The sequence below is a fragment of the Flavobacterium sp. RSP46 genome, from assembly GCF_003984825.1.
Taxonomy (GTDB): Bacteria; Bacteroidota; Bacteroidia; order Flavobacteriales; family Flavobacteriaceae; genus Flavobacterium.
Genome location: NZ_RYDM01000001.1, coordinates 568,459 through 587,636 on the forward strand (window position 1 = coordinate 568,459; position 19,178 = coordinate 587,636).

Below are 19,178 nucleotides of genomic sequence, written 5' to 3' on the forward strand. Positions count from 1 at the left end.
TTTTAAACCGTTGACTAGAGTCATTTTTACTTATTGTAATCTATTTTCTTTTACTATTATTTTTTCAAATACAGTTATTGGATATTGACCGTTCGGTAAACATAAATTATTATCATAAAAAATAAAATCACCTTTAGTTAAATGTGAAAACTTACGATATGTAATACACCTTTTACCATCTTTCAACTGAATGATTTGTGGTTTATAAAAGTTAACTATTTTTTTGTTTTGTACTTCGTAAAGATATTTATCACTAATAAATATGTTATTAGATATACTACCACTAGTAGTCTTTACAATACATCCTAAAATGTTATTTGTCTTTTCAGGAATACCGAGTATTGTTAAAATTTCATTATTTATTAAAGTTACTTTAAAGTCGTAAACTTCACTTATTATATCTTCAGTTTTTTTGATAGAAACTGTCTTTATTAGTTTAACTTTATTTTCAAACTCTTCTTTAGTTAAAATTCCGCTATCAAATAAACTTTTTAGCTGTTTGTATTCTAAAGACTTTTTTAGATTCTGTTCTGTTTTTTCTGCATCAATTTTTTTTACTTTTGTCTTGTACTCTTCATCTGTTAATATTCCTTTATCTTTCAAATCTTTTAAGCTTGAAATTGAGTTATCCAAATTAATTTTAACTTGTTCAACTTTTCTTTCTGTTATTTTTTCTGTTGAGTTGTTTACTTTATAGCTATTATAAGCCAAAACAACTAAAATACCTACCCATTGTGCGGGTGGAAAAATAAAAAAGATTAATAAAATTGTTTTTTGCACACGGCTGAACTTTTCATTGTTCCAAACGTAAATAGAAGAAGCTAAAACCAATCCTACAATTGCACCAACTCCAACATTGTGTTCCATAAAGTTATATTTTAAGCTGCAATTTATGAATTTATTTCTTACTTTTGGTTACAACTTAAAATATGTATTATGTCTGATAAAAATCCCGCCGATATCCCTGCAACTAAGAAATTTCAAGAATGTTTAAAAATAATACAAGAGGAATATAAAAACGCCTTAAAAACAGGAGAACATCCAGATAAAGAAAAAATATCTTATCATTATACTTCGGGACAACATTTTAGTAAACAATGTCAAATAATATATAAAGATAAAGTAGATAAACTATGCCTGTATATAATAAAGTATCATAAAACTACATCTTCTTCACATATTGATTTAAATAGCTATACAAGGTTTAACGAACTAGTTTGTAATGCAAAGCATAAAACTCACGATTTTTTAAATACAATCTAGTTTGTTTAAATCCGTCTCTACAAATTGCTTTAACCAATGCATTAAACCCGACCTATCAGATATAGTGTCCCTAAGGATAGCGCGGTTTTGCAAACCGTGCCCGCCAACGAATGCAGATAAAACAAGTCAGAAAAGTTATATCCTTAAAACGGGATAGCTTTTTTACGTTTTAATGTCAGTTTTTTTTATGGTTTTGTTAGCTTTATTTCTTCGGCTACCTACCGACTAAGTGTTATAATTACCAATTGGAATGGGCACGGTTTGCAAATCGCGCTATCTGTTAAGGAGAAAACTGAGTTTATTTCCGAGCCATCTGGTTTTATCTGATGGAACACGTATAATTTTGAACGCTTACAGTTTAATTCTCGTCTTAGAGTTACGTTCGAGAATTGATAATAATCTGCTGAATTTGATTGAGAATCTAAAGCACCATCATTTACCATCAGACCAAAAGCCAGAAAAAGGAAAATAAGATATTTTAAATTCTTTGTTAATCTATTTAATTTTAATTATTGGTAAGTTGTACAACTGGTTTTGTTAGGATTTTATGGCTTGTACGACAAATTTATTGTTTTAATGAATGCTTTGCCGAGCTTTGCCAGCTGTTAACGGTAATTTATTCTTTTACACTTTTTAATCGCTGATCAAACATCATTTTTGAAGTGCTAAAGACCTTAATTTTTGATGAATCTGGATGAACAGGGTTTATTAAATAATTAAATTCTTTTGGTACGATACTACTAGGGACTTTTAAAATGGCAGCTTCATTGTAATTTACGAAATCATCACCGATGGTCTGAGTTATTAAAGATGGTGGTTTTGAATTCCAATCATTTGGTAAATCTTCCAGCTTTACTTCCTGTATAGTAATTCCATCAGGTACTTCAATTTCGACATAAAAACGATCATCGGGTAAATCCTCGCTTAAATCTAAATGAACAGAAACTTCCAATGTTGCCAGAGCTCTAGTTTCAGCAGTATAAACAATTCGAGTATTAAGACTATTCCACCGATAACCTTCAGAAATCGGCGCGCCAATTCCAGTTAACGTAGTACTCAAATATTTTTCACGTTCAATTCTAAATACTATCATTACGCTAAATTTCCGAATTCTAAGCGATTCAAACTAAACTTAACCTCGTTAATCCCTGTTATTGTGTCAAGCATATTTTCGGGTGAGCTTCCCCCAATAGACAAGTTAGGTTTCTTTAACCAGCGTTGAAATTTTTCTTCCTCGTTATTGAAAACTTCCAAGCCATAGTCAATTAACTCGTTAATTAGAATCACTAATTCACTATTTCTACTGTCCAAAAGTAAATGTTCGCTTTTTTTCTTATTATATGTAGTCTGTGGAATCCCAACTATTGCCAGAACTGACTTAATGGGATTATTAAGTCTTTTGCTAATTAATTCAATTGAATCATATGGAATGCCAGCTCTGATGACATTAACACGCTCGAGCTTATTGCTCCATTTATATTCCTTGCCATCAAAACTCAATAAAGATTTTCTAATATTTACAGCATTACCAGATGCTTTTAGGACACTTCTTTTAGTGTCGAAAGGCTTTGTTTTACGTGTGGCTTTCCCCATGGCGCAACTAATTTACTGTAAACATACAATATTTTTGTTGTTAAAACGAAAAAATTCCAACATAATTATCACTAATTCGTCAAAATTTCTAAGCAATTTTATATGTCGCATACCACGATCCGCGTGAAGGATGGCAGTGGAGCTCTTTTATGGGCTGCCTTTTTTTGGCAGGCGATAAAAAGCGGGAACGAACAGCCTGACCCAAAGTTGCGAGGAGGAACGAGGAAGCAATCTGCAGGGACACGCCCAAATTAGTTTCCTTTTCCAACCTGTGATTTTGTCAAATAACTGCCTAAAATTCAAAATGGTAAAATATTTGTTTGGGTTGCAAAAATTTTATAATTTTGCAGTCCAATTTTATTATGTAAATTAAAGAAGAAGATGGATATCAAAAGAGTAGCAATAGACGCTGTGACGGAAACAATTGTAATGACTGTTGTTCACATGGATTACAAAGGACAAGTTGCAAAAAGAATAAACGAAAAAATGCCTTTGGCAACGGTTAAAGGATTTAGAAAAGGAGCTGTGCCTAAAGATCTTGTTGAAAAACAATACGGTAAAGCAATCAAACAGGAAGAGGTTCAGAAAGTGGTAGATTTAGCTTTGGAGCGTTTCGTACAATCAGAAAGATTAAACCTTCTTGGAACGCCACTTGCTAAAGTAAACGAAGACTTTGACTGGAGTGCTGAAGAATTGGTTTTTGAATATGAAATAGGATTGGTTCCTAATTTCGAATTGGATCTTGAAGCTAAAAATGACATCGTTAAATATGTGGTTTCAGCGGATGATAAAATGATCGAAGGCCAGTTGGAAAGAATCCAAAAACAATTTGGAACTGCAATTCCCCAAGAAGTTGTTGCTGCAGATTCAGATGTAACGGGAACTTTTACAAACGAAGAAAAAGGAATTAATAACGCAACCACTATTGCTGCTGATCTTTTTAAAGACAAAGCGACTTTTGATTTATTCATCGGTAAAAAAGCAGGAGATGTTGTGACTGTAAATACTAAAGGTTTATTTGAAGACGACCACCAATTGATGGACGTGATGAAAGTAAGTCATGATGACGTTCACGGATTAGAGGTTGAAGTGAACTTCACAATCGAAGCGATCAACACGGCTGAATTAGCAGAATTGAACCAAGAATTGTTCGACAAATTGTTTGGTGCTGGAACTGTTTCTTCACTTGAAGAATTGAAAGCGAAAATCAAAGAAGATGCCGAAACTCAATTTGCACAACAAGCGGATCAAAAATTATTAGGGGATGTTACGGAGTTTTTGATCGAAAGCACCAAATTTGATTTACCTTCTGAATTCCTTAAAAAATGGTTGCAAACTGTAGGGGAGAAAAAATTATCTCCTGAGGAGGCTGAAGTTGAATATGCACGTTCTGAAAAAGGATTGCGTTTTCAATTGATCGAAGGTAGAGCTATGGCTCAATCTGACATCAAAATCACTTTTGAAGACTTGAAAACATTCACTACAAAAAACATCCGTCAGCAAATGGCACAATTCGGACAAACAAATCCTACTGACGAAGAAGTTCAAGGAATTGTAGCAAGAGTTTTGTCAAACCAAGACGAAGTGAAAAGACTTTCGGACCAAGTTGTTGCTGATAAATTATTGGAATTATTCAAAGAAAAAGCAAATCCTACCACTAAAGAAGTAACGTATGACGAATTTATTGCAGCGTCTTACGGAGAATAAATTTTAGTCGTAAAGTCAAATGTCATAAAGTCAAAAGTTGAAAAGACGGAAACAATTTCGTTAGTTGTTTCAAATTTTAAGATTCTATTACAAATATAAAACAATAAAAAATAGTTATATTTGAGCGTCAGAAAAAATATTTTTTGACGCTCTTTTGTTTCAATTAGTTGCGGGAGCCAATCCAGCTGTACGTTACAAGTTTTTTCTTCCGTTTTAGTTTTTTAAATTCCTGCAAGAGCTTCTTTCAGTCGCTTTGCAAGAATAAAAAAACTTAAAAACGGAATTCAAAAAGCTTTTTACTCCCATCTGGGCTACAAATAAGACATATTGACATCATTTGTAAATAGGTATGACCTTTGCATTAAAAGAAATAGACAAGATATAACGTAAAACTTAGAACAAAAAAATATGAACTACGGTAAAGAATTTAAAAAATTTGCTACAAAGGACCACGGCGTAAACTCTATGTATTACGATAAAATTGTAGGCGCAATGACTCCTAAAAACATGACTCCCTATATCATTGAAGAACGTCAGTTGAATATTTCACAATTAGACGTTTTCTCCAGATTGATGATGGACAGAATTATATTCCTTGGAACAGGAATAGACGACCAAATTGCAAACATCGTTCAAGCACAATTGTTATTCCTTGAAAGTGCCGATGCTTCTAAAGATATTCAAATTTATTTGAACTCTCCAGGAGGAAGCGTTTACGCAGGATTAGGAATTTATGACACGATGCAATACATTAAACCAGATGTAGCAACCATATGTACCGGAATGGCAGCTTCCATGGGAGCAGTGCTTTTATGCGCCGGTGCAGCAGGAAAACGTTCGGCATTGCCACATTCAAGAGTAATGATTCACCAACCATCAGGTGGAGCGCAAGGAGTAGCAACGGATATGGAAATCAACTTACGTGAAATGTTGAAACTTAAAGATGAGTTGTATAAAATTATCTCTCACCACTCCGGACAAACTTTCGATAAGGTTCATACGGATAGCGAACGTGATTATTGGATGATCGCCGAAGAAGCAAAAGCATACGGAATGATTGATGAAGTTTTAGTAAGAGGATAAAAATATAGTCGAAAGTCTAAGGTCGAAAGTCTAAAGCAATGCTAGGAACTTTCGACTTTACGACTTTTGACTTTAGACTTAAAAGAATGGCAAAAGTAGTATTAGAGTGTTCGTTTTGTGGAAGAAAGAAGCCAGAAACCCAATTATTGATTGCTGGGATCAATGCACATATCTGTGATAAATGTATTGAACAAGCGCACGGGATTGTTCTTGAAGAAATAAAATCTAGTGGAAGTTCAAAGCTGGTTGGAGATTTGATTTTAAAGAAACCAAAAGAAATCAGAGCGTTTTTGGATCAATATGTGATTGGACAAGATCAAACTAAAAAGGTGATGTCGGTTGCGGTTTACAATCACTACAAACGTTTGATGCAACAGCAATTAGACGATGAGGTTGAGATTGAAAAAAGTAACATCATCATGGTGGGACAAACTGGAACAGGAAAAACATTGGTGGCTAAAACCATTGCAAAAATGTTGGATGTGCCTTTAGCGATTGTTGATGCGACAGTTCTTACTGAAGCAGGTTATGTTGGGGAAGATGTCGAAAGTATTTTGACACGTCTTTTACAAGCTGCTGATTATGATGTTGCCAAAGCAGAACGCGGCATTGTATTCATTGACGAAATAGATAAAATTGCACGTAAAAGTGACAATCCTTCTATTACGCGAGATGTTTCCGGAGAAGGGGTGCAACAAGCATTATTGAAATTATTGGAAGGAACGGTTGTGAATGTACCACCAAAAGGAGGACGCAAGCACCCGGACCAAAAATTTGTGGAGGTAAATACACAAAACATTTTGTTTATTGCCGGTGGTGCTTTTGATGGAATCGAAAGAATAATTTCGAAACGATTGAACCGTCAAGCGGTGGGTTATTCTACTTCAAAAAATGTGGACAATATTGACAAAGACAATTTGTTGCAATACATTATTCCAAAGGATATCAAAGATTTTGGTTTGATTCCAGAGATTATTGGTCGTTTGCCAGTTTTGACGCACATGGATCCTTTAGATAGAGAAACCTTGCGTGCAATTTTGACACAACCTAAAAATGCGTTAATCAAACAATACGAGAAGTTGTTTTTGATGGATGATGTTGAATTCACGATTACCAATGAAGCACTGGATTTTATTGTTGATAAAGCATTAGAATATAAATTAGGCGCTCGTGGATTGCGTTCGTTATGTGAAGCTATCTTGACCGATGCGATGTATGAATTGCCTAGTTCTGATGATAAAGTATTAGAAATTGACGTAACTTATGCTAAAGAAACGTTGAATAAAAATTTATTGAAGCGTTTGGAGATTGCATCGTAAAAAATGCATTTTTCTTAAAAATATAAACCTGTTCATTCATTTGAACAGGTTTTTTTATGGGGAAATTACACTATTTGTTATTGTTCAAAAAAAGGAACATTATTATTTTTTATCAACGTCAGATTGTCGATTTTTGTACATTCTAAATCAATTATATATAAGATGCAAAAAGACGAGATAGAGGTAATTTTATTAAAAGTTTCTGGACAAGATAAACCGGGAGTCACTGCTGGTTTAACATCCATCTTGGCTACTTATGATGCTATTATTTTAGATATTGGACAAGCGGATATTCATGATACGCTTTCTTTAGGTATTTTATTTGAAATAAAAGCGGGTTCTTCTTCTGGTCCAGTTTTAAAAGACTTGTTATTTAAAGCATACGAATTGGGTGTCAAAGTCAAGTTTATTCCTATATCTATTGCAGATTACGAAATTTGGGTCAAAGCGCAGCGCAAACAACGCTACACCATCAATGTTTTAGGAGAAACCTTAACGGCTGTACAATTGGCGGCAGTAACCAAAATACTATCCAACCAAAATTTGAATATTGATGCAATTAAAAGATTAACCGGCAGGGTATCTATTCTTGAGAAAGAAGAATTCCCTCGTTCGTGCATACAATTGTCGGTTACAGGAACGATTGTCGACAAAACGTTTATGACCGCCAGTTTTATGGAAATTTCCAGAACGTTAGATGTGGATATTTCTTTTCAAGAAGATAATATGTACCGAAGAAACCGCCGTTTGGTGTGTTTTGATATGGATTCGACGCTAATTCAAACCGAAGTAATTGATGAACTGGCAGAGTTAGCGGGTGTGGGAGAGCAAGTTAGAGCCATCACAGAAGCAGCCATGAATGGTGAAATCGATTTTAGCGAAAGCTTCAAGCAACGCATGGCCTTGCTTGAAGGCTTGAGTGAAGAGGTACTGCAAACAGTTGCTGAAAATCTGCCTATTACTAAAGGAGCACATCGCTTGATGAAGGCCTTGAAATATTACGGTTATAAAACCGCTATATTGTCCGGAGGTTTTACGTTTTTTGGGAAGTACCTGCAAAAAGAATTAGGTATTGATTATGTTCATGCGAATGAATTGGAAATTAAAGACGGAAAATTGACAGGTAACTATTTAGGTGAAATTGTGGATGGTAAAAAGAAAGCGGAATACCTTCAGGCGATTGCTGATAAGGAAGGCATTCATATCAACCAAACTATTGCAGTTGGTGATGGTGCCAATGACTTGCCGATGTTGAATTTGGCAGGTTTAGGAATTGCTTTTCATGCCAAACCAACGGTAAAAGAAAAAGCAGAAAGTTCTATTTCCAGCTTGGGTCTCGACGGTGTTTTATACCTATTAGGTTACCACGACAGGCATATTGATATGATGGAGGAGTAAAATACTGCAGTAATTATAAAAAAAGGCTATCCAAAAAGTGATTTTTGGACAGCCTTTTTTATGCTTTAACGGTAAACGCTTTTTCAGGTTTTTCCAGTGTTTGTTTTTCGGGAGATTTACAAATTCCTCTGGCGCCACAACGCATTCTATGTGGTCCGCAGGAACTCAAGAAAATTCCTGTCAACAGGATATAAAGAATTTTTTTCATCTCATCATTTTTATACGCTTTGAAACTGCATACTTTTCAGTTGTTCCAAATAATCTCTTTGGTTAGATAGTCTTGGAATTTTGTGTTGTCCACCCAATTTGTCCTTGCATTTTAACCAATCATAAAACAAATTTTTTCGCGCTACATTGATTACTAACGGATTTAATGTCATGTTGTTGTAACGCTTCGCTTCATAATCGGAGTTTAAGGATTGTATCGCTTCGTCTAATGCTTTCTGGAATTGTGATACATCAGCTGGAGGGTTTTTAAATTCAATCATCCATTCGTGAGCACCTTTTTCTTTGCCTTCCATAAATATAGGCGCAACGGTGTAATCAACTACTTCCGTCTGGGTTAGTTTGCATGCTTTGGCAATAGCCTGATCGGTATTTTCAACCATCAATTCTTCACCAAAAACATTAATGTGATGCTTGGTTCTTCCCGTTACCCGAATTCGGTATGGATTCAATGAGGTGAAACGAACAGTATCACCAATCAAATAGCGCCACAAACCAGAATTGGTGGTAATGACCAAAGCATAATTTTTGAACAATTCCACATCTGCTAATCGAATAACTTTTTGATCCGGAGTCCCAAAAGTATCCATTGGGATGAATTCATAGAAAATTCCGTAATCCAACATCAATAATAAATCACTGGAATTATTTAAATCCTGAATGGCAAAAAAACCTTCGGAAGCATTGTATATTTCGTAATATTTAAACTCTTTTTTTGGGAATATTTTTTGGTACTGTTCCCGGTATGGTTCAAAATTTACGCCGCCGTGAAAGTAAACTTCCAAATTTGGCCAAATTTCAAATAGATTTCCCTTTCCGGTTTCTTCGAGCATTTTATTCATTAAAACCAGCATCCAGGAAGGAACTCCGGCAAAACTGGTTACATTTTCGTTTTTTGTTTCGTTTATAATCGCAGCAATTTTGGTTTCCCATTCGCTCATCAAGGAAATTTTGTTGCTCGGGGTACTGCTATATTCAGCCCAAATAGGCATGTTTTCGATTAATATCGCAGATAAATCTCCAAAGAACGTATTGTTGTCTTCATAGATTTGAGAGCTTCCGCCAAGACGCAGGCTTTTTCCAAGAAACAGTTCTGAATCTTCATTATTATTCAAATACAAGCACAACAAATCCTTAGTGCCTTTATAATGACATCCTTCCAGGGCTTCGTTGCTTACGGGTATGAATTTGCTTTTGGCATTTGTGGTTCCACTGGATTTGGCAAACCATTTTATCGGTGTTTCCCAAAAAACATTCTGCTCACATTTACGGGTTCTTTCAATCAATGGTTGTAATTCTTCGTAAGTAGAGATCGGAATTCTATCGGCAAAAGTGGCATAGGAATGAATCGAAGCATAATCATATTGTTTGCCTAAAACAGTATTTTTAGATGACTGAATTAAATTCATGAGCAATTCTTCCTGAACCTCGTTTGGATATTTCAGGAAAAGTTCGATCTGATGGATTCTTTGTTTGAGAACCCAAGAGGCAAACGAATTGATTATGGTTAGTGGCATTTTTAAATTATGAATTATGAATTATGAGTTATGAGTTATAACTTTACCAAAAATAACAAAATTTGTTTAACTAGATGTGTTAAACGGGAAACTTTAATCACAATGACATACGAAGGTGTACTTACAAAAATGCAAACTGAATTTGGAAATCCAATTCAATATTACTTGGTTTTTGAGAATAGTTTTTTAAACGTGAATCAGTTGCTGAATAAAGAACTGGAAATCAATTTTGTGGGATATCAATGTTTGAATTGTGGCAAGAAGAAAAAAATATTCCGTCAGGGATTTTGTTATGATTGTTTCTATTCCAGTGCAGCTGTTGGCGATTGGATTATGAAACCGGAGTTGAGCACCGCCCATCTTGGAATTCAGGATCGGGATTTAGCGTATGAAGAAAAAGTACAATTGCAACCGCATATTGTGTATCTGGCTTTGTCCAGCGAAGTCAAAGTAGGTGTTACCCGCAAGTCGCAAGTGCCAACCCGATGGATTGATCAGGGCGCAACCCAAGCCATTTCTATTGTAGAAGTCCCTAATAGATACTTAGCAGGAATTACCGAGGTAGCATTGAAAAAACATTATGCCGATAAAACCAATTGGAGAAAAATGCTGACTAACAATGTGGAGCAAATTGACTTAATCGCAGAACGATTGAAGGTTGAGAATCTTATTCCAACCGAAGTTCAGGAATATTTTTATTCGCAAAAAAACGATTTGTATGAGATGCACTTCCCCGTTTTGCAGTATCCAAATAAGGTAAACAGTTTGAGCTTAGATAAAACACCACAGTTTCAGGGGAAGCTTACCGGAATAAAAGGGCAATATTTACTTTTTGAAGACGGAACCGTTTTTAATGTCCGTGGTTCCGAAGGGTATATGGTTACAATTGCGGTTTAAGTAATATAATTTTGGGCGTATCCTTTTTTAAAATAAAAATTTTAAAAAAAGGTCAGGCTGTCCGCTGTATCTTTTACTCCGCTGCGCTTCATAAAAGGATGCCGCTACCATCCTTTACGCACGTACAGCTACACGAAAATATCATGCAGACAAATCACAAACCCAATATTGCTAGCCAAGAAAAGAGGAATTTCATCACCTAAAATCCTCTTTATTATATTTTGTAAAGTTACTTTAGTTTACTTTTGTCGTATCTACTGCTTTACTTTTCTTATTAAAAAATCCGTTTAATAATGCCGCAGCCTTAGATTTTACTTCTTCCTTAGTTACCGGAATTTTAGGAGTGGCTGTTTTTGTCGTGTCTCCTGGCTTTTTGTTTTTATTGATGTAATCCGTCAAAGCGGACGTTCCTTGTTTTACCAGTCTGTCTTTTTGTTGGTTTACGAGTTGAGTGGTCAATTTAGCTACCGCACTGTTGATGTCCGTTGTGATTTTTGGATTTGTAAAATTACCCACCAATACAGCATTTATCGGAAAGCTTTCTAATTTTGCCGCATCTGCAGCAGATAATTTTGCTATTAAAGCATTGGCCTCTGAACCTAAATATTTAGCGGGAACATCAAATTTTAAATTATAATTCATGCTTTGGTCAAAACCGTGCGTTCCTCCAATGGTTGCCTTGATGTCTTTGTACTTGATATCAAAAGGTTTTACATTTACTTTTCCATCTTTGAACGTAACTGCCGCTTTCAAATCATTTAAATTGATTTTACTGACGTCAATGAATTTCAAGTTAGCACCTAAAGCGGTCAGCAAAGTCGAATTAGTTGAGTTTACAGTCGTGGAAAGCAGTTGTCCTAGTAAATCTCCAGTAAGGGTTTTCAAGTCAGGAGTCAGTGCTGTTGCATCAAGATTCCCGTTCAATTTGATGCTTGAATTTAATTTCCCGTTGATGATTCCGGAAATTGGAGCAATTTTTTTCAACAGATCCAGTTGGTTGAAGGATTGCGCAATATCGACTTGATTTAATTTTAAATCCATATTAAAAACCGGTGTTTTTCCTTTTGTGGAAACAGCTCCATTCACCGCAATAGTTCCCCCAAAAATAGATGTTTTTATATTTTCTAAAGTCACTTTTTCATCTTTCACAATCAGTTTTCCCGAAACATCTTTCAGAGTCAGATTATCATATAGCACCGTAGTCGCTTTTGCGGTAAGCGTACAATTTAAGAAAGCAGGAATCTTCATGGCATCTGCTTTTTTAGTTGCCGTTTTAGTCGTTTCACCAGTTGTCATAAAATCGTCAATGGCCAATTGTTTAGAATTCATATAAAAGTTTCCTTTCAATTCTTGATTTCTAAATATAAATCCGTAAAAGTTTTCTAATACTCCCGTTACACTAATGTCGCTTTTTCCGGTAGTCGCATTCAGTTCTTTCAAATTGACTTGACTAGGATTAAATTGGATCAAGGCATTGCTGATGTTCATGGTTTTGCCGTTTTCATCCGCATAATTAAAACCCGATACACTCATGGTTCCCGCATTTTTAATGTTTTCATATTGACTTTTCTCTACTGATTGCATATCAAATTTTGTAGTCACATCAGCCTTTAAAATCCCGGATAATGGCTTATCGAGTTTTATAGGATACGCTTTAGAAAGATTGGACAAATTGATAGTTCCTTTTAACATGGCATCAACTAGTGCGTTTTGAGTAATGTTTTTGATGTTGGCTTTGGCATTAAAAACATCTTGATCTATCTTGAAAGAAAGTTGGTCAATATTGACATACGTGTCATTTAAAATTCCGGTTTCATTGGTGATTTTTGTGTCAATAATGATGTTTTGAACCGTTTTTGGTAAGTCAGGGTATTTAAAGGAAGCATTATGGGAAGCGATTTCTATATTAAATTTTGGCACTGTTGTGTCAGAATACAAACCTTTTGCAAAACCTGCCACCGTAAAATCACCGGTTGTTTTTACGTTGTCTAAGCGTGAGGCATAGGCTGCAGGAATTATTCCCAAGAAATTTTTGAAGGAGGAAGTAGGTGTTTTAAATTTCAAATCATACTGCTGACCGGTTTCGACCATTTGAATAAATCCATCAAATTCCAGCGGCAATTGGTTGATTAACGCTTTATTTTCTTTGAAGGTGTATTTACTTTTTTCTAAATCGATTCCCAAAACGGCGTCCAGAGTCAAAGCAACATTTTTCATGTAATTGACTTGTTCCATATCCAGCGATATTTTTGCAGTAGATTTGGTTACCAAATCTAATTTTTGGGCTGCAAAATCTCCAGTTCCTTCGTGGTTCAAACTGTCGACAATCATTTTTATTTTTGAACTTTCGTCAAAATAACGAAACTTGAAATTTTCGATTTTATACTCTTGGATTTTTAAGGATAACGGACTGCTTGTTCCATCGGCTGTCGTTTTTTTCTCTTTCAATGCAATGTCATAATTCCCTAGTCCGTCTTTATTGAAAATGATATTTATTAATCCGTTTTTCGAAGTGATTCCGTCAATAACTATCGCTTCATTTTTGGCTTTAAAAAGTTCCTTAATAGACATTTTTAAATTCAATTTGCCCAGTGATAGCAATGTATCGCCTTCAAAAGGAGCTTTGTTTATGATGACTAGTTTTTCCAGTGTTACATTTGCATTAGGAAAATTTTTGAATAAGCTTAAGTCCGCTTCCGCAAAGGTGACTTTGGCATCTACTTTTTCATTGATGACTTGAGAAATTTTGGCTTTTATTTGGTCTTTAAACAGAAAAGGAGCTGCAAATAAAGTCAAGACGAGCAGGATAACGAGTATTCCGATGATTTTTAAAACTTTCTTTAGCATGATTTGAATGTCTTTAGATTTATATCTTTGGCAAAAATGGTGCCTTGTATTCCTTTACAAAAATAGTATTTTTAGGACAGTGTAACTTTTATGGTGTTTTTATAAACAATACTTTAACTATATTGTATGAAAAAATCCGTTTAAGCAAATGCAAAAACGGATTTAATAGCAGCTTTATCTTTTTCTTTAATGCATGTTAATTTCAAACGGCATTAAGGCTTGAACGCCTTTTTGCATTTGTATTTTTTTAATTTCCTGCATAATACGATAATTTTCTTCCCCTATTTCTTCTTTTATAAAATCTGCTTTCGATTTTGCAAAAGGAAGATTTGCTAAAAGATCATCAAAGTTTTTCTCGTATTCCGGATAATTTTGAGTGCTGTAATTTTTTGTTTTCCCCAAGGAAGCCGCTTTCGCAATAGCATCGTCTAATCCTCCAATTTTATCTACGAGTCCAATTTTCAAGGCTTCTGAACCTGTCCAAACTCTACCTTGCGCAATAGCATCTACTTGTGCAAATGTCATCTTGCGTCCTTCAGCCACATGGGTTACAAAAGTTTTGTAAATGTGTTCCACACCTTCCAGCGTAACTGCTTTGAAGTTTTCATCAATGGGAACAAAAGGACTGTAATTGGCGGAATTTTCATGTGTTTTAACCTGTTCCGTATATATTCCTATTTTAGTGGCTAATGGCGTAAAGTTTGGCAATATTCCAAAAACACCAATGGAACCAGTGATTGTGTTCGCTTCAGCAAATATAGTGTTGGCATTACACGCAATATAATACCCGCCTGAAGCCGCATAATTACCCATAGAAACGACTACGGGTTTTACTTTTTTAGTCAGTTCAATCTCTCTCCAGATCAAATCTGAGGTCAAAGCACTTCCGCCCGGACTGTCAATGCGAAGGACAATTGCCTTTACATTTTTGTTTTTTCGAGCTTCTTGTAACGAGCGACGCATTGAACCTTCACCAATCACATTGACATCTCCTTCGCCACCCATAATTTCTCCTTGGGCATAAATAATGGCAATTTCATCCGTGCTGTCAGAACTTTGGGAAGTGGTAGCGATTTTCTGTGCATAATCAATTACAGATACTTTGTTGTATTCCTTATCTGTAGTTACATTAAGCACTTTTCGTATGGCATTATGGTACACATCTTCATAAGCAATGATATCTACTAATTTTTGGTTTTTTGCCATTTCCGGAGTTCTTGCAAGAAGTCCGTTGGCAATTTCATTTAATTTAGCCACAGAGATGTTTCTGCTTTTAGCAATGTCAGTGGTGATGGAGTTCCAAACAGAATTCAGTAAAGCTGTCGTTTGTTCTCTATTGGCATCACTCATTTTATTTTCTAAAAACGGCTCCACAGCACTTTTGTATTTTCCATGGCGGATTACTTCCATTTTTAGACCTGATTTTTCCTGAAAGTCTTTAAAAAACATAAGTTCAGCAGAAAGTCCTTTGAAATCCAGATCTCCCACAGGATTTATATAAATGGGACTGGCCACAGAATTTAAGTAATATTCTTTTTGCGAATAGGAGTTGGCGTAAGCCATGACGAATTTTCCTGATTTTTTAAAGTGTTCCAAAGCATCTCTCAAGGCCTTACTCTGAGCCATTCCTAGCGATGAAACATTGTTCAATATAGAAATTCCTTTGATATCATCATCCGTTTCAGCCGCTTCAACGGCATTGATAATATCAGATAAACCTACTTTTTTGTTTTCTGAAAAAATAGTCATCCACGGATCTTTGTATTTTCCGGCATAATCATTCTGTATGTCTTCTAAATTCAGTTCAATAACAGTATTATCTTTTATCGTAACGCCTTCAGATTCACCGCCAAAAATGGCTCCAACAAGGATTATTCCAAAAAAGAATAACATGAAGAAAACAAAAATACCTATAATAGTCGCTAATACATTTCCTAAAAATTTCATAATTATATTTTTTTTATAAGTCGTACAAAACATTGAAATGTTACAAGCCGTGGGGGAAAATCCCAAGTTTGATTAGCAACACCGCATACAAATATATTGCTAATTCTAAAATTCTTTAGTTAATTTGCATCTAATTATGAAATCACAGCATCAGGTCATTTTATCGATAGGAAGTAATCAGGGGAATCGATTGGAAAATATCGAACATTGTTTACAAGTAATACATAAGGAAATAGGGACGGTAATCAAAGTTTCTAAATTATATGAAACTCCTGCTTGGGGTTTTGAAAGTGATGCTTTTTATAATTGTGCATTGGTTTTGCATACTTTTAATTCGGCTCATAAAGTGCTAACACAGATTTTAAAAGTGGAAAAACGATTGGGACGTTTGCGAACAAAGGCGCAGGGGTATCAATCACGAACAATTGATGTAGATATGATTGCTTTCGACTCGGAAGTTATTACTACTGAAAAACTCCAAATTCCACATCCCTTAATGCAGAACAGGAATTTTGTGTTGTTACCCGTGCAGGACTTAAATTTAGATTGGAAGCATCCCATTCTTCAAAAAAATATTTCGGAATTATTGGCTTTGTCTCCAGATGAAAGTGTTTGTACAGTCGTTCAGAATTTAGTGAATCCTTTGCAGGATGTTCCGTTGGAGCAATTTAATTATGTTGCTTTTGAAGGGAATATCGGAGCAGGAAAAACAACTTTGGCTACTAAAATTTCTGAGGATTTTAATGCAAAAACAGTATTGGAACGTTTTGCAGATAATCCTTTCTTACCTAAATTTTACAAAGATCAAAACCGGTATGCGTTTCCACTTGAAATGTCATTTCTTGCAGATAGATACCAGCAATTATCAGATGATTTAGCACAATTTGATTTGTTTAAAGACTTTCTGGTTGCCGATTATCATATCTTTAAATCGTTGATTTTTGCCAAAATAACATTGGCCGAGGATGAATATCGCTTGTATCGCAATCTTTTTGATATCATTTACAGAGAAATGCCAAAACCGGACTTGTATATTTATTTGTATCAAAATTCAGAAAGGCTTTTGCAAAATATAAAAAAGCGTGGCAGAAGCTATGAACAAAAAATTCCAGCTGAATATTTGGATAAAATCAATAGCGGTTATCTGGATTATATTAAATCTCAAACCGATTTGAATGTGCTGATTATTGATGTTTCTGATCGGGATTTCGTAAAAAATCAAGCAGATTATTTGTATATTTTAGAAGAAATCCAAAAGAAAATTAAGGTTTAAAATTTGAAAATTATCTTTTTAGCGAAAAGTGACCTTTTTTTTCTCTGCCATCTTCCAGTTTTAAGGTGAACCAATAATCATCTGCAGGTAAAGGGATTCCGTTAAAGGTGCCATCCCAAGAGGGTTTCGTTGAATTTAATTTGGTGATCAACTTTCCGTACCGATCAAAGATGGTTACTTCTGCTTCAGGATAATTGACCAATCCTTTTATTTCCCATACATCATTGTGGGAATCATTGTTTGGTGTGAAAAATTTTGGAGTAATTAATACTATAAAAGCTTTACGGTCAATTCCGCATGAATTTACTTCTCTAACATAAGCAGTTTGCAAACCGCTCGCTACATTAAAAAACACATTTGAACTTTGATAATCAATTCCATCAACGGAATATTCAAAATAATCTTTTGGATTTTTCAAATAAATTACAACCGTGGTTTCATTGACGTCAATTCTATCGATGTCTGGAGCATCATGCGCTATAACAGTAATTTTTTTGGTACTGCTACAGTTGGCATTATTTGTTATGTCTACACTATAGACGCCTGGAGTAGTGACCACAATTGTCTTCGTAGTTTCGCCGGTTGACCATAAATACTTGAGGTCAGGAATTTCTGCATCAAGGGTTAAACTGCCGGATTCACAAAGTATTAATTCTTCGTCCATAACTATTGGAGGATCGTAAATCATGATTTCAACAGCAATCCGTCTACCGTTCGAACATCCGTTATTTATGGCTTCTGCGTAATAGGTTGTGTTTTCTGAAACGGTAGTTGTAAACTGCATTCCGGTAGACACAAGGCTTCCTCCGGTTTGGGCTAAATACCAATTTACGGTACTATCGGGTGTGTTTGTAGTAGCTTTTAATGTGGTTGGGCCTGCACCGCATCTTGTCACGGGGGTATTGGTCGATGTTATAGTAGGAATTGTGTTTATGGTAGCAGTAACTGCCGTTCTGTTTGTGGGGCATTCAGCAGCAACGTAATAGGTTGTTGTTGTGTCTAAAAAAGGAGTTGTGTATGCATTACCCGTGTGTAATAAGTTCCCATTACTTGCCGTATCGTACCAATTAACGGTTCCTGCAGTTGCGATTGCTTGTAATGTAACGGTTCCTGAACCACATCTCCAGGCAGGAGTGGTGCCTGAGATTTGAGAGGTGGTTATTGTGGTACTGGCTGAAATTTGAAGAATTGGGTCGTCAGGCATTCCGCCGTATTCTACAATATATCCCTTAGGTTGGTAATCCCCGCTTGCATCACCATTCAATTGCAAATCATTCCAGGAACCTGATATTCCAATACCAGGCGCAGTTATATGTGCATAGTGTTCAATGCCGTTGCTATTGTTTGGTTCGTTATTATTCCAAGCCGCAAAATTAGGACTTGTACCATTAACTCCTCCATTCCAAAAGGTTACTCTGTCAACAGCCGGTCCGGTAACCCATTTCCATACCCCTTCTGTTTCGGCGTCACTACCGCCAATCCATCCTGCTCCTTTAGCTTGTTCTCCTGCTAGTTGCGCTTCGTCAGCTGCGGTGATTGTCGCTAAATAGCCTTGAAGTCCAAAATAGGTACTGGCTTCAGCTGCTGCTTTTGCGGCTGTCCAGCTAATACCTATGTTAGGGAAATATTGGTAATAATGGCCATTTCTAGGTAAATAATTGGCTGCTCCAAGGGTAATAGAAAAATCCCTTCTGCCTGATGGAGTTGTTGAGGAATTGCTAAAAACTACATCTTTGATAGCATTTACGAAGTCTGCGTACAGTACTTTTGTTTCAGCAATAGGACTCGATAATTTAAGTTTTCCTTCGGTAGGACTCCACTCTGAGCGGATATTCGGGTGTAGCGCGGGATTGGACAATTGGATTACATCCTGTCCATTTACATATCCCGTAGAAATTTGGATATAAACCGCCTCAGTTCCAATATCACTGGCATCAGACCCAGTTATAGTTACATCAGTTACTATTTTTAAGGGATTCCCTGGACAATAAATTTGATTTCCTGTTGCTTTAATTACAGGGGGATCAATTGCATAAGCTGTTTTTGTTATGAAAAGTGAAAGTGCTAGAATTATTTTAAAAAAAACAGTTGTTTTCATTCTATAAAAGT

15 protein-coding genes are annotated in these 19,178 nt (G+C 35.5%); 7 read left to right on the forward strand and 8 right to left on the reverse strand.

Annotation, left to right across the window (positions count from 1 at the left end; genetic code table 11):
* Nucleotides 1–30 precede the first annotated feature (30 nt).
* On the reverse strand, nucleotides 31–867 hold the full coding sequence (locus EKM01_RS02495; protein WP_126766648.1) for an SHOCT domain-containing protein: 837 nt from the start codon (nucleotides 865–867) through the stop codon (nucleotides 31–33).
* 69 nt (nucleotides 868–936) lie between these two features.
* Here EKM01_RS02495 and EKM01_RS02500 point away from each other — a divergent pair, with 69 nt between their 5' ends.
* A complete protein-coding gene (locus EKM01_RS02500) occupies nucleotides 937–1,263 on the forward strand; it encodes a hypothetical protein (RefSeq protein WP_126766651.1) in 327 nt (108 codons plus the stop codon).
* A 616-nt stretch (nucleotides 1,264–1,879) separates the two neighbouring features.
* Here EKM01_RS02500 and EKM01_RS02505 read toward each other — a convergent pair.
* Entirely contained in the window at nucleotides 1,880–2,356 is a 477-nt protein-coding gene (locus tag EKM01_RS02505) for an RES family NAD+ phosphorylase (RefSeq protein WP_126766655.1), read from the reverse strand.
* Nucleotides 2,356–2,856: an antitoxin Xre/MbcA/ParS toxin-binding domain-containing protein gene (locus EKM01_RS02510; RefSeq protein ID WP_126451734.1), complete on the reverse strand. Its 501-nt coding sequence runs from the start codon at nucleotides 2,854–2,856 to the stop codon at nucleotides 2,356–2,358. The genes EKM01_RS02505 and EKM01_RS02510 overlap by 1 nt, the downstream gene beginning before the upstream one ends.
* 381 nt (nucleotides 2,857–3,237) lie before the next feature.
* Between EKM01_RS02510 and EKM01_RS02515 the strand changes: the two genes are divergently transcribed.
* From EKM01_RS02515 to serB, 4 genes are all read left to right on the forward strand, one after another.
* Complete coding sequence (locus tag EKM01_RS02515; protein ID WP_126562747.1) at nucleotides 3,238–4,563, forward strand: trigger factor; 1,326 nt, start codon at nucleotides 3,238–3,240, stop codon at nucleotides 4,561–4,563.
* Nucleotides 4,564–4,971: 408 nt separating this feature from the next.
* Nucleotides 4,972–5,646, forward strand: coding sequence for an ATP-dependent Clp endopeptidase proteolytic subunit ClpP (clpP, locus tag EKM01_RS02520; protein ID WP_126458632.1), 675 nt, complete (start codon nucleotides 4,972–4,974; stop codon nucleotides 5,644–5,646).
* Nucleotides 5,647–5,732: 86 nt separating this feature from the next.
* Entirely contained in the window at nucleotides 5,733–6,965 is a 1,233-nt protein-coding gene (clpX, locus tag EKM01_RS02525) for an ATP-dependent Clp protease ATP-binding subunit ClpX (protein WP_126515929.1), read from the forward strand.
* 162 nt (nucleotides 6,966–7,127) lie between these two features.
* Nucleotides 7,128–8,363, forward strand: coding sequence for a phosphoserine phosphatase SerB (gene serB / locus EKM01_RS02530; protein ID WP_126766658.1), 1,236 nt, complete (start codon nucleotides 7,128–7,130; stop codon nucleotides 8,361–8,363).
* 58 nt (nucleotides 8,364–8,421) lie between these two features.
* Here serB and EKM01_RS14510 read toward each other — a convergent pair whose 3' ends face one another.
* On the reverse strand, nucleotides 8,422–8,571 hold the full coding sequence (locus EKM01_RS14510; RefSeq protein ID WP_158616080.1) for a hypothetical protein: 150 nt from the start codon (nucleotides 8,569–8,571) through the stop codon (nucleotides 8,422–8,424).
* 10 nt (nucleotides 8,572–8,581) lie between these two features.
* Entirely contained in the window at nucleotides 8,582–10,105 is a 1,524-nt protein-coding gene (locus EKM01_RS02535) for a GH3 auxin-responsive promoter family protein (RefSeq protein ID WP_126766662.1), read from the reverse strand.
* 102 nt (nucleotides 10,106–10,207) lie between these two features.
* Here EKM01_RS02535 and EKM01_RS02540 point away from each other — a divergent pair, with 102 nt between their 5' ends.
* Nucleotides 10,208–11,002, forward strand: a complete 795-nt coding sequence (locus tag EKM01_RS02540) for a DUF2797 domain-containing protein (RefSeq protein ID WP_126562754.1) — start codon at nucleotides 10,208–10,210, stop codon at nucleotides 11,000–11,002.
* A 234-nt stretch (nucleotides 11,003–11,236) separates the two neighbouring features.
* Here the strand turns inward: EKM01_RS02540 and EKM01_RS02545 are convergent, their stop codons facing one another.
* Both EKM01_RS02545 and sppA read right to left on the reverse strand, forming a co-directional pair.
* Nucleotides 11,237–13,849, reverse strand: a complete 2,613-nt coding sequence (locus EKM01_RS02545; RefSeq protein ID WP_126766671.1) for an AsmA-like C-terminal region-containing protein — start codon at nucleotides 13,847–13,849, stop codon at nucleotides 11,237–11,239.
* Between the two features lie 186 nt (nucleotides 13,850–14,035).
* Nucleotides 14,036–15,796 (reverse strand): signal peptide peptidase SppA, encoded by a 1,761-nt coding sequence (sppA, locus tag EKM01_RS02550; RefSeq protein WP_126563381.1) that lies wholly within the window; start codon nucleotides 15,794–15,796, stop codon nucleotides 14,036–14,038.
* Between the two features lie 136 nt (nucleotides 15,797–15,932).
* Here sppA and folK point away from each other — a divergent pair, with 136 nt between their 5' ends.
* Entirely contained in the window at nucleotides 15,933–17,069 is a 1,137-nt protein-coding gene (folK, locus tag EKM01_RS02555) for a 2-amino-4-hydroxy-6-hydroxymethyldihydropteridine diphosphokinase (RefSeq protein ID WP_126766676.1), read from the forward strand.
* A 10-nt stretch (nucleotides 17,070–17,079) separates the two neighbouring features.
* Here folK and EKM01_RS02560 read toward each other — a convergent pair whose 3' ends face one another.
* A complete protein-coding gene (locus EKM01_RS02560; RefSeq protein WP_126766681.1) occupies nucleotides 17,080–19,167 on the reverse strand; it encodes a T9SS type B sorting domain-containing protein in 2,088 nt (695 codons plus the stop codon).
* Nucleotides 19,168–19,178 lie beyond the last annotated feature (11 nt).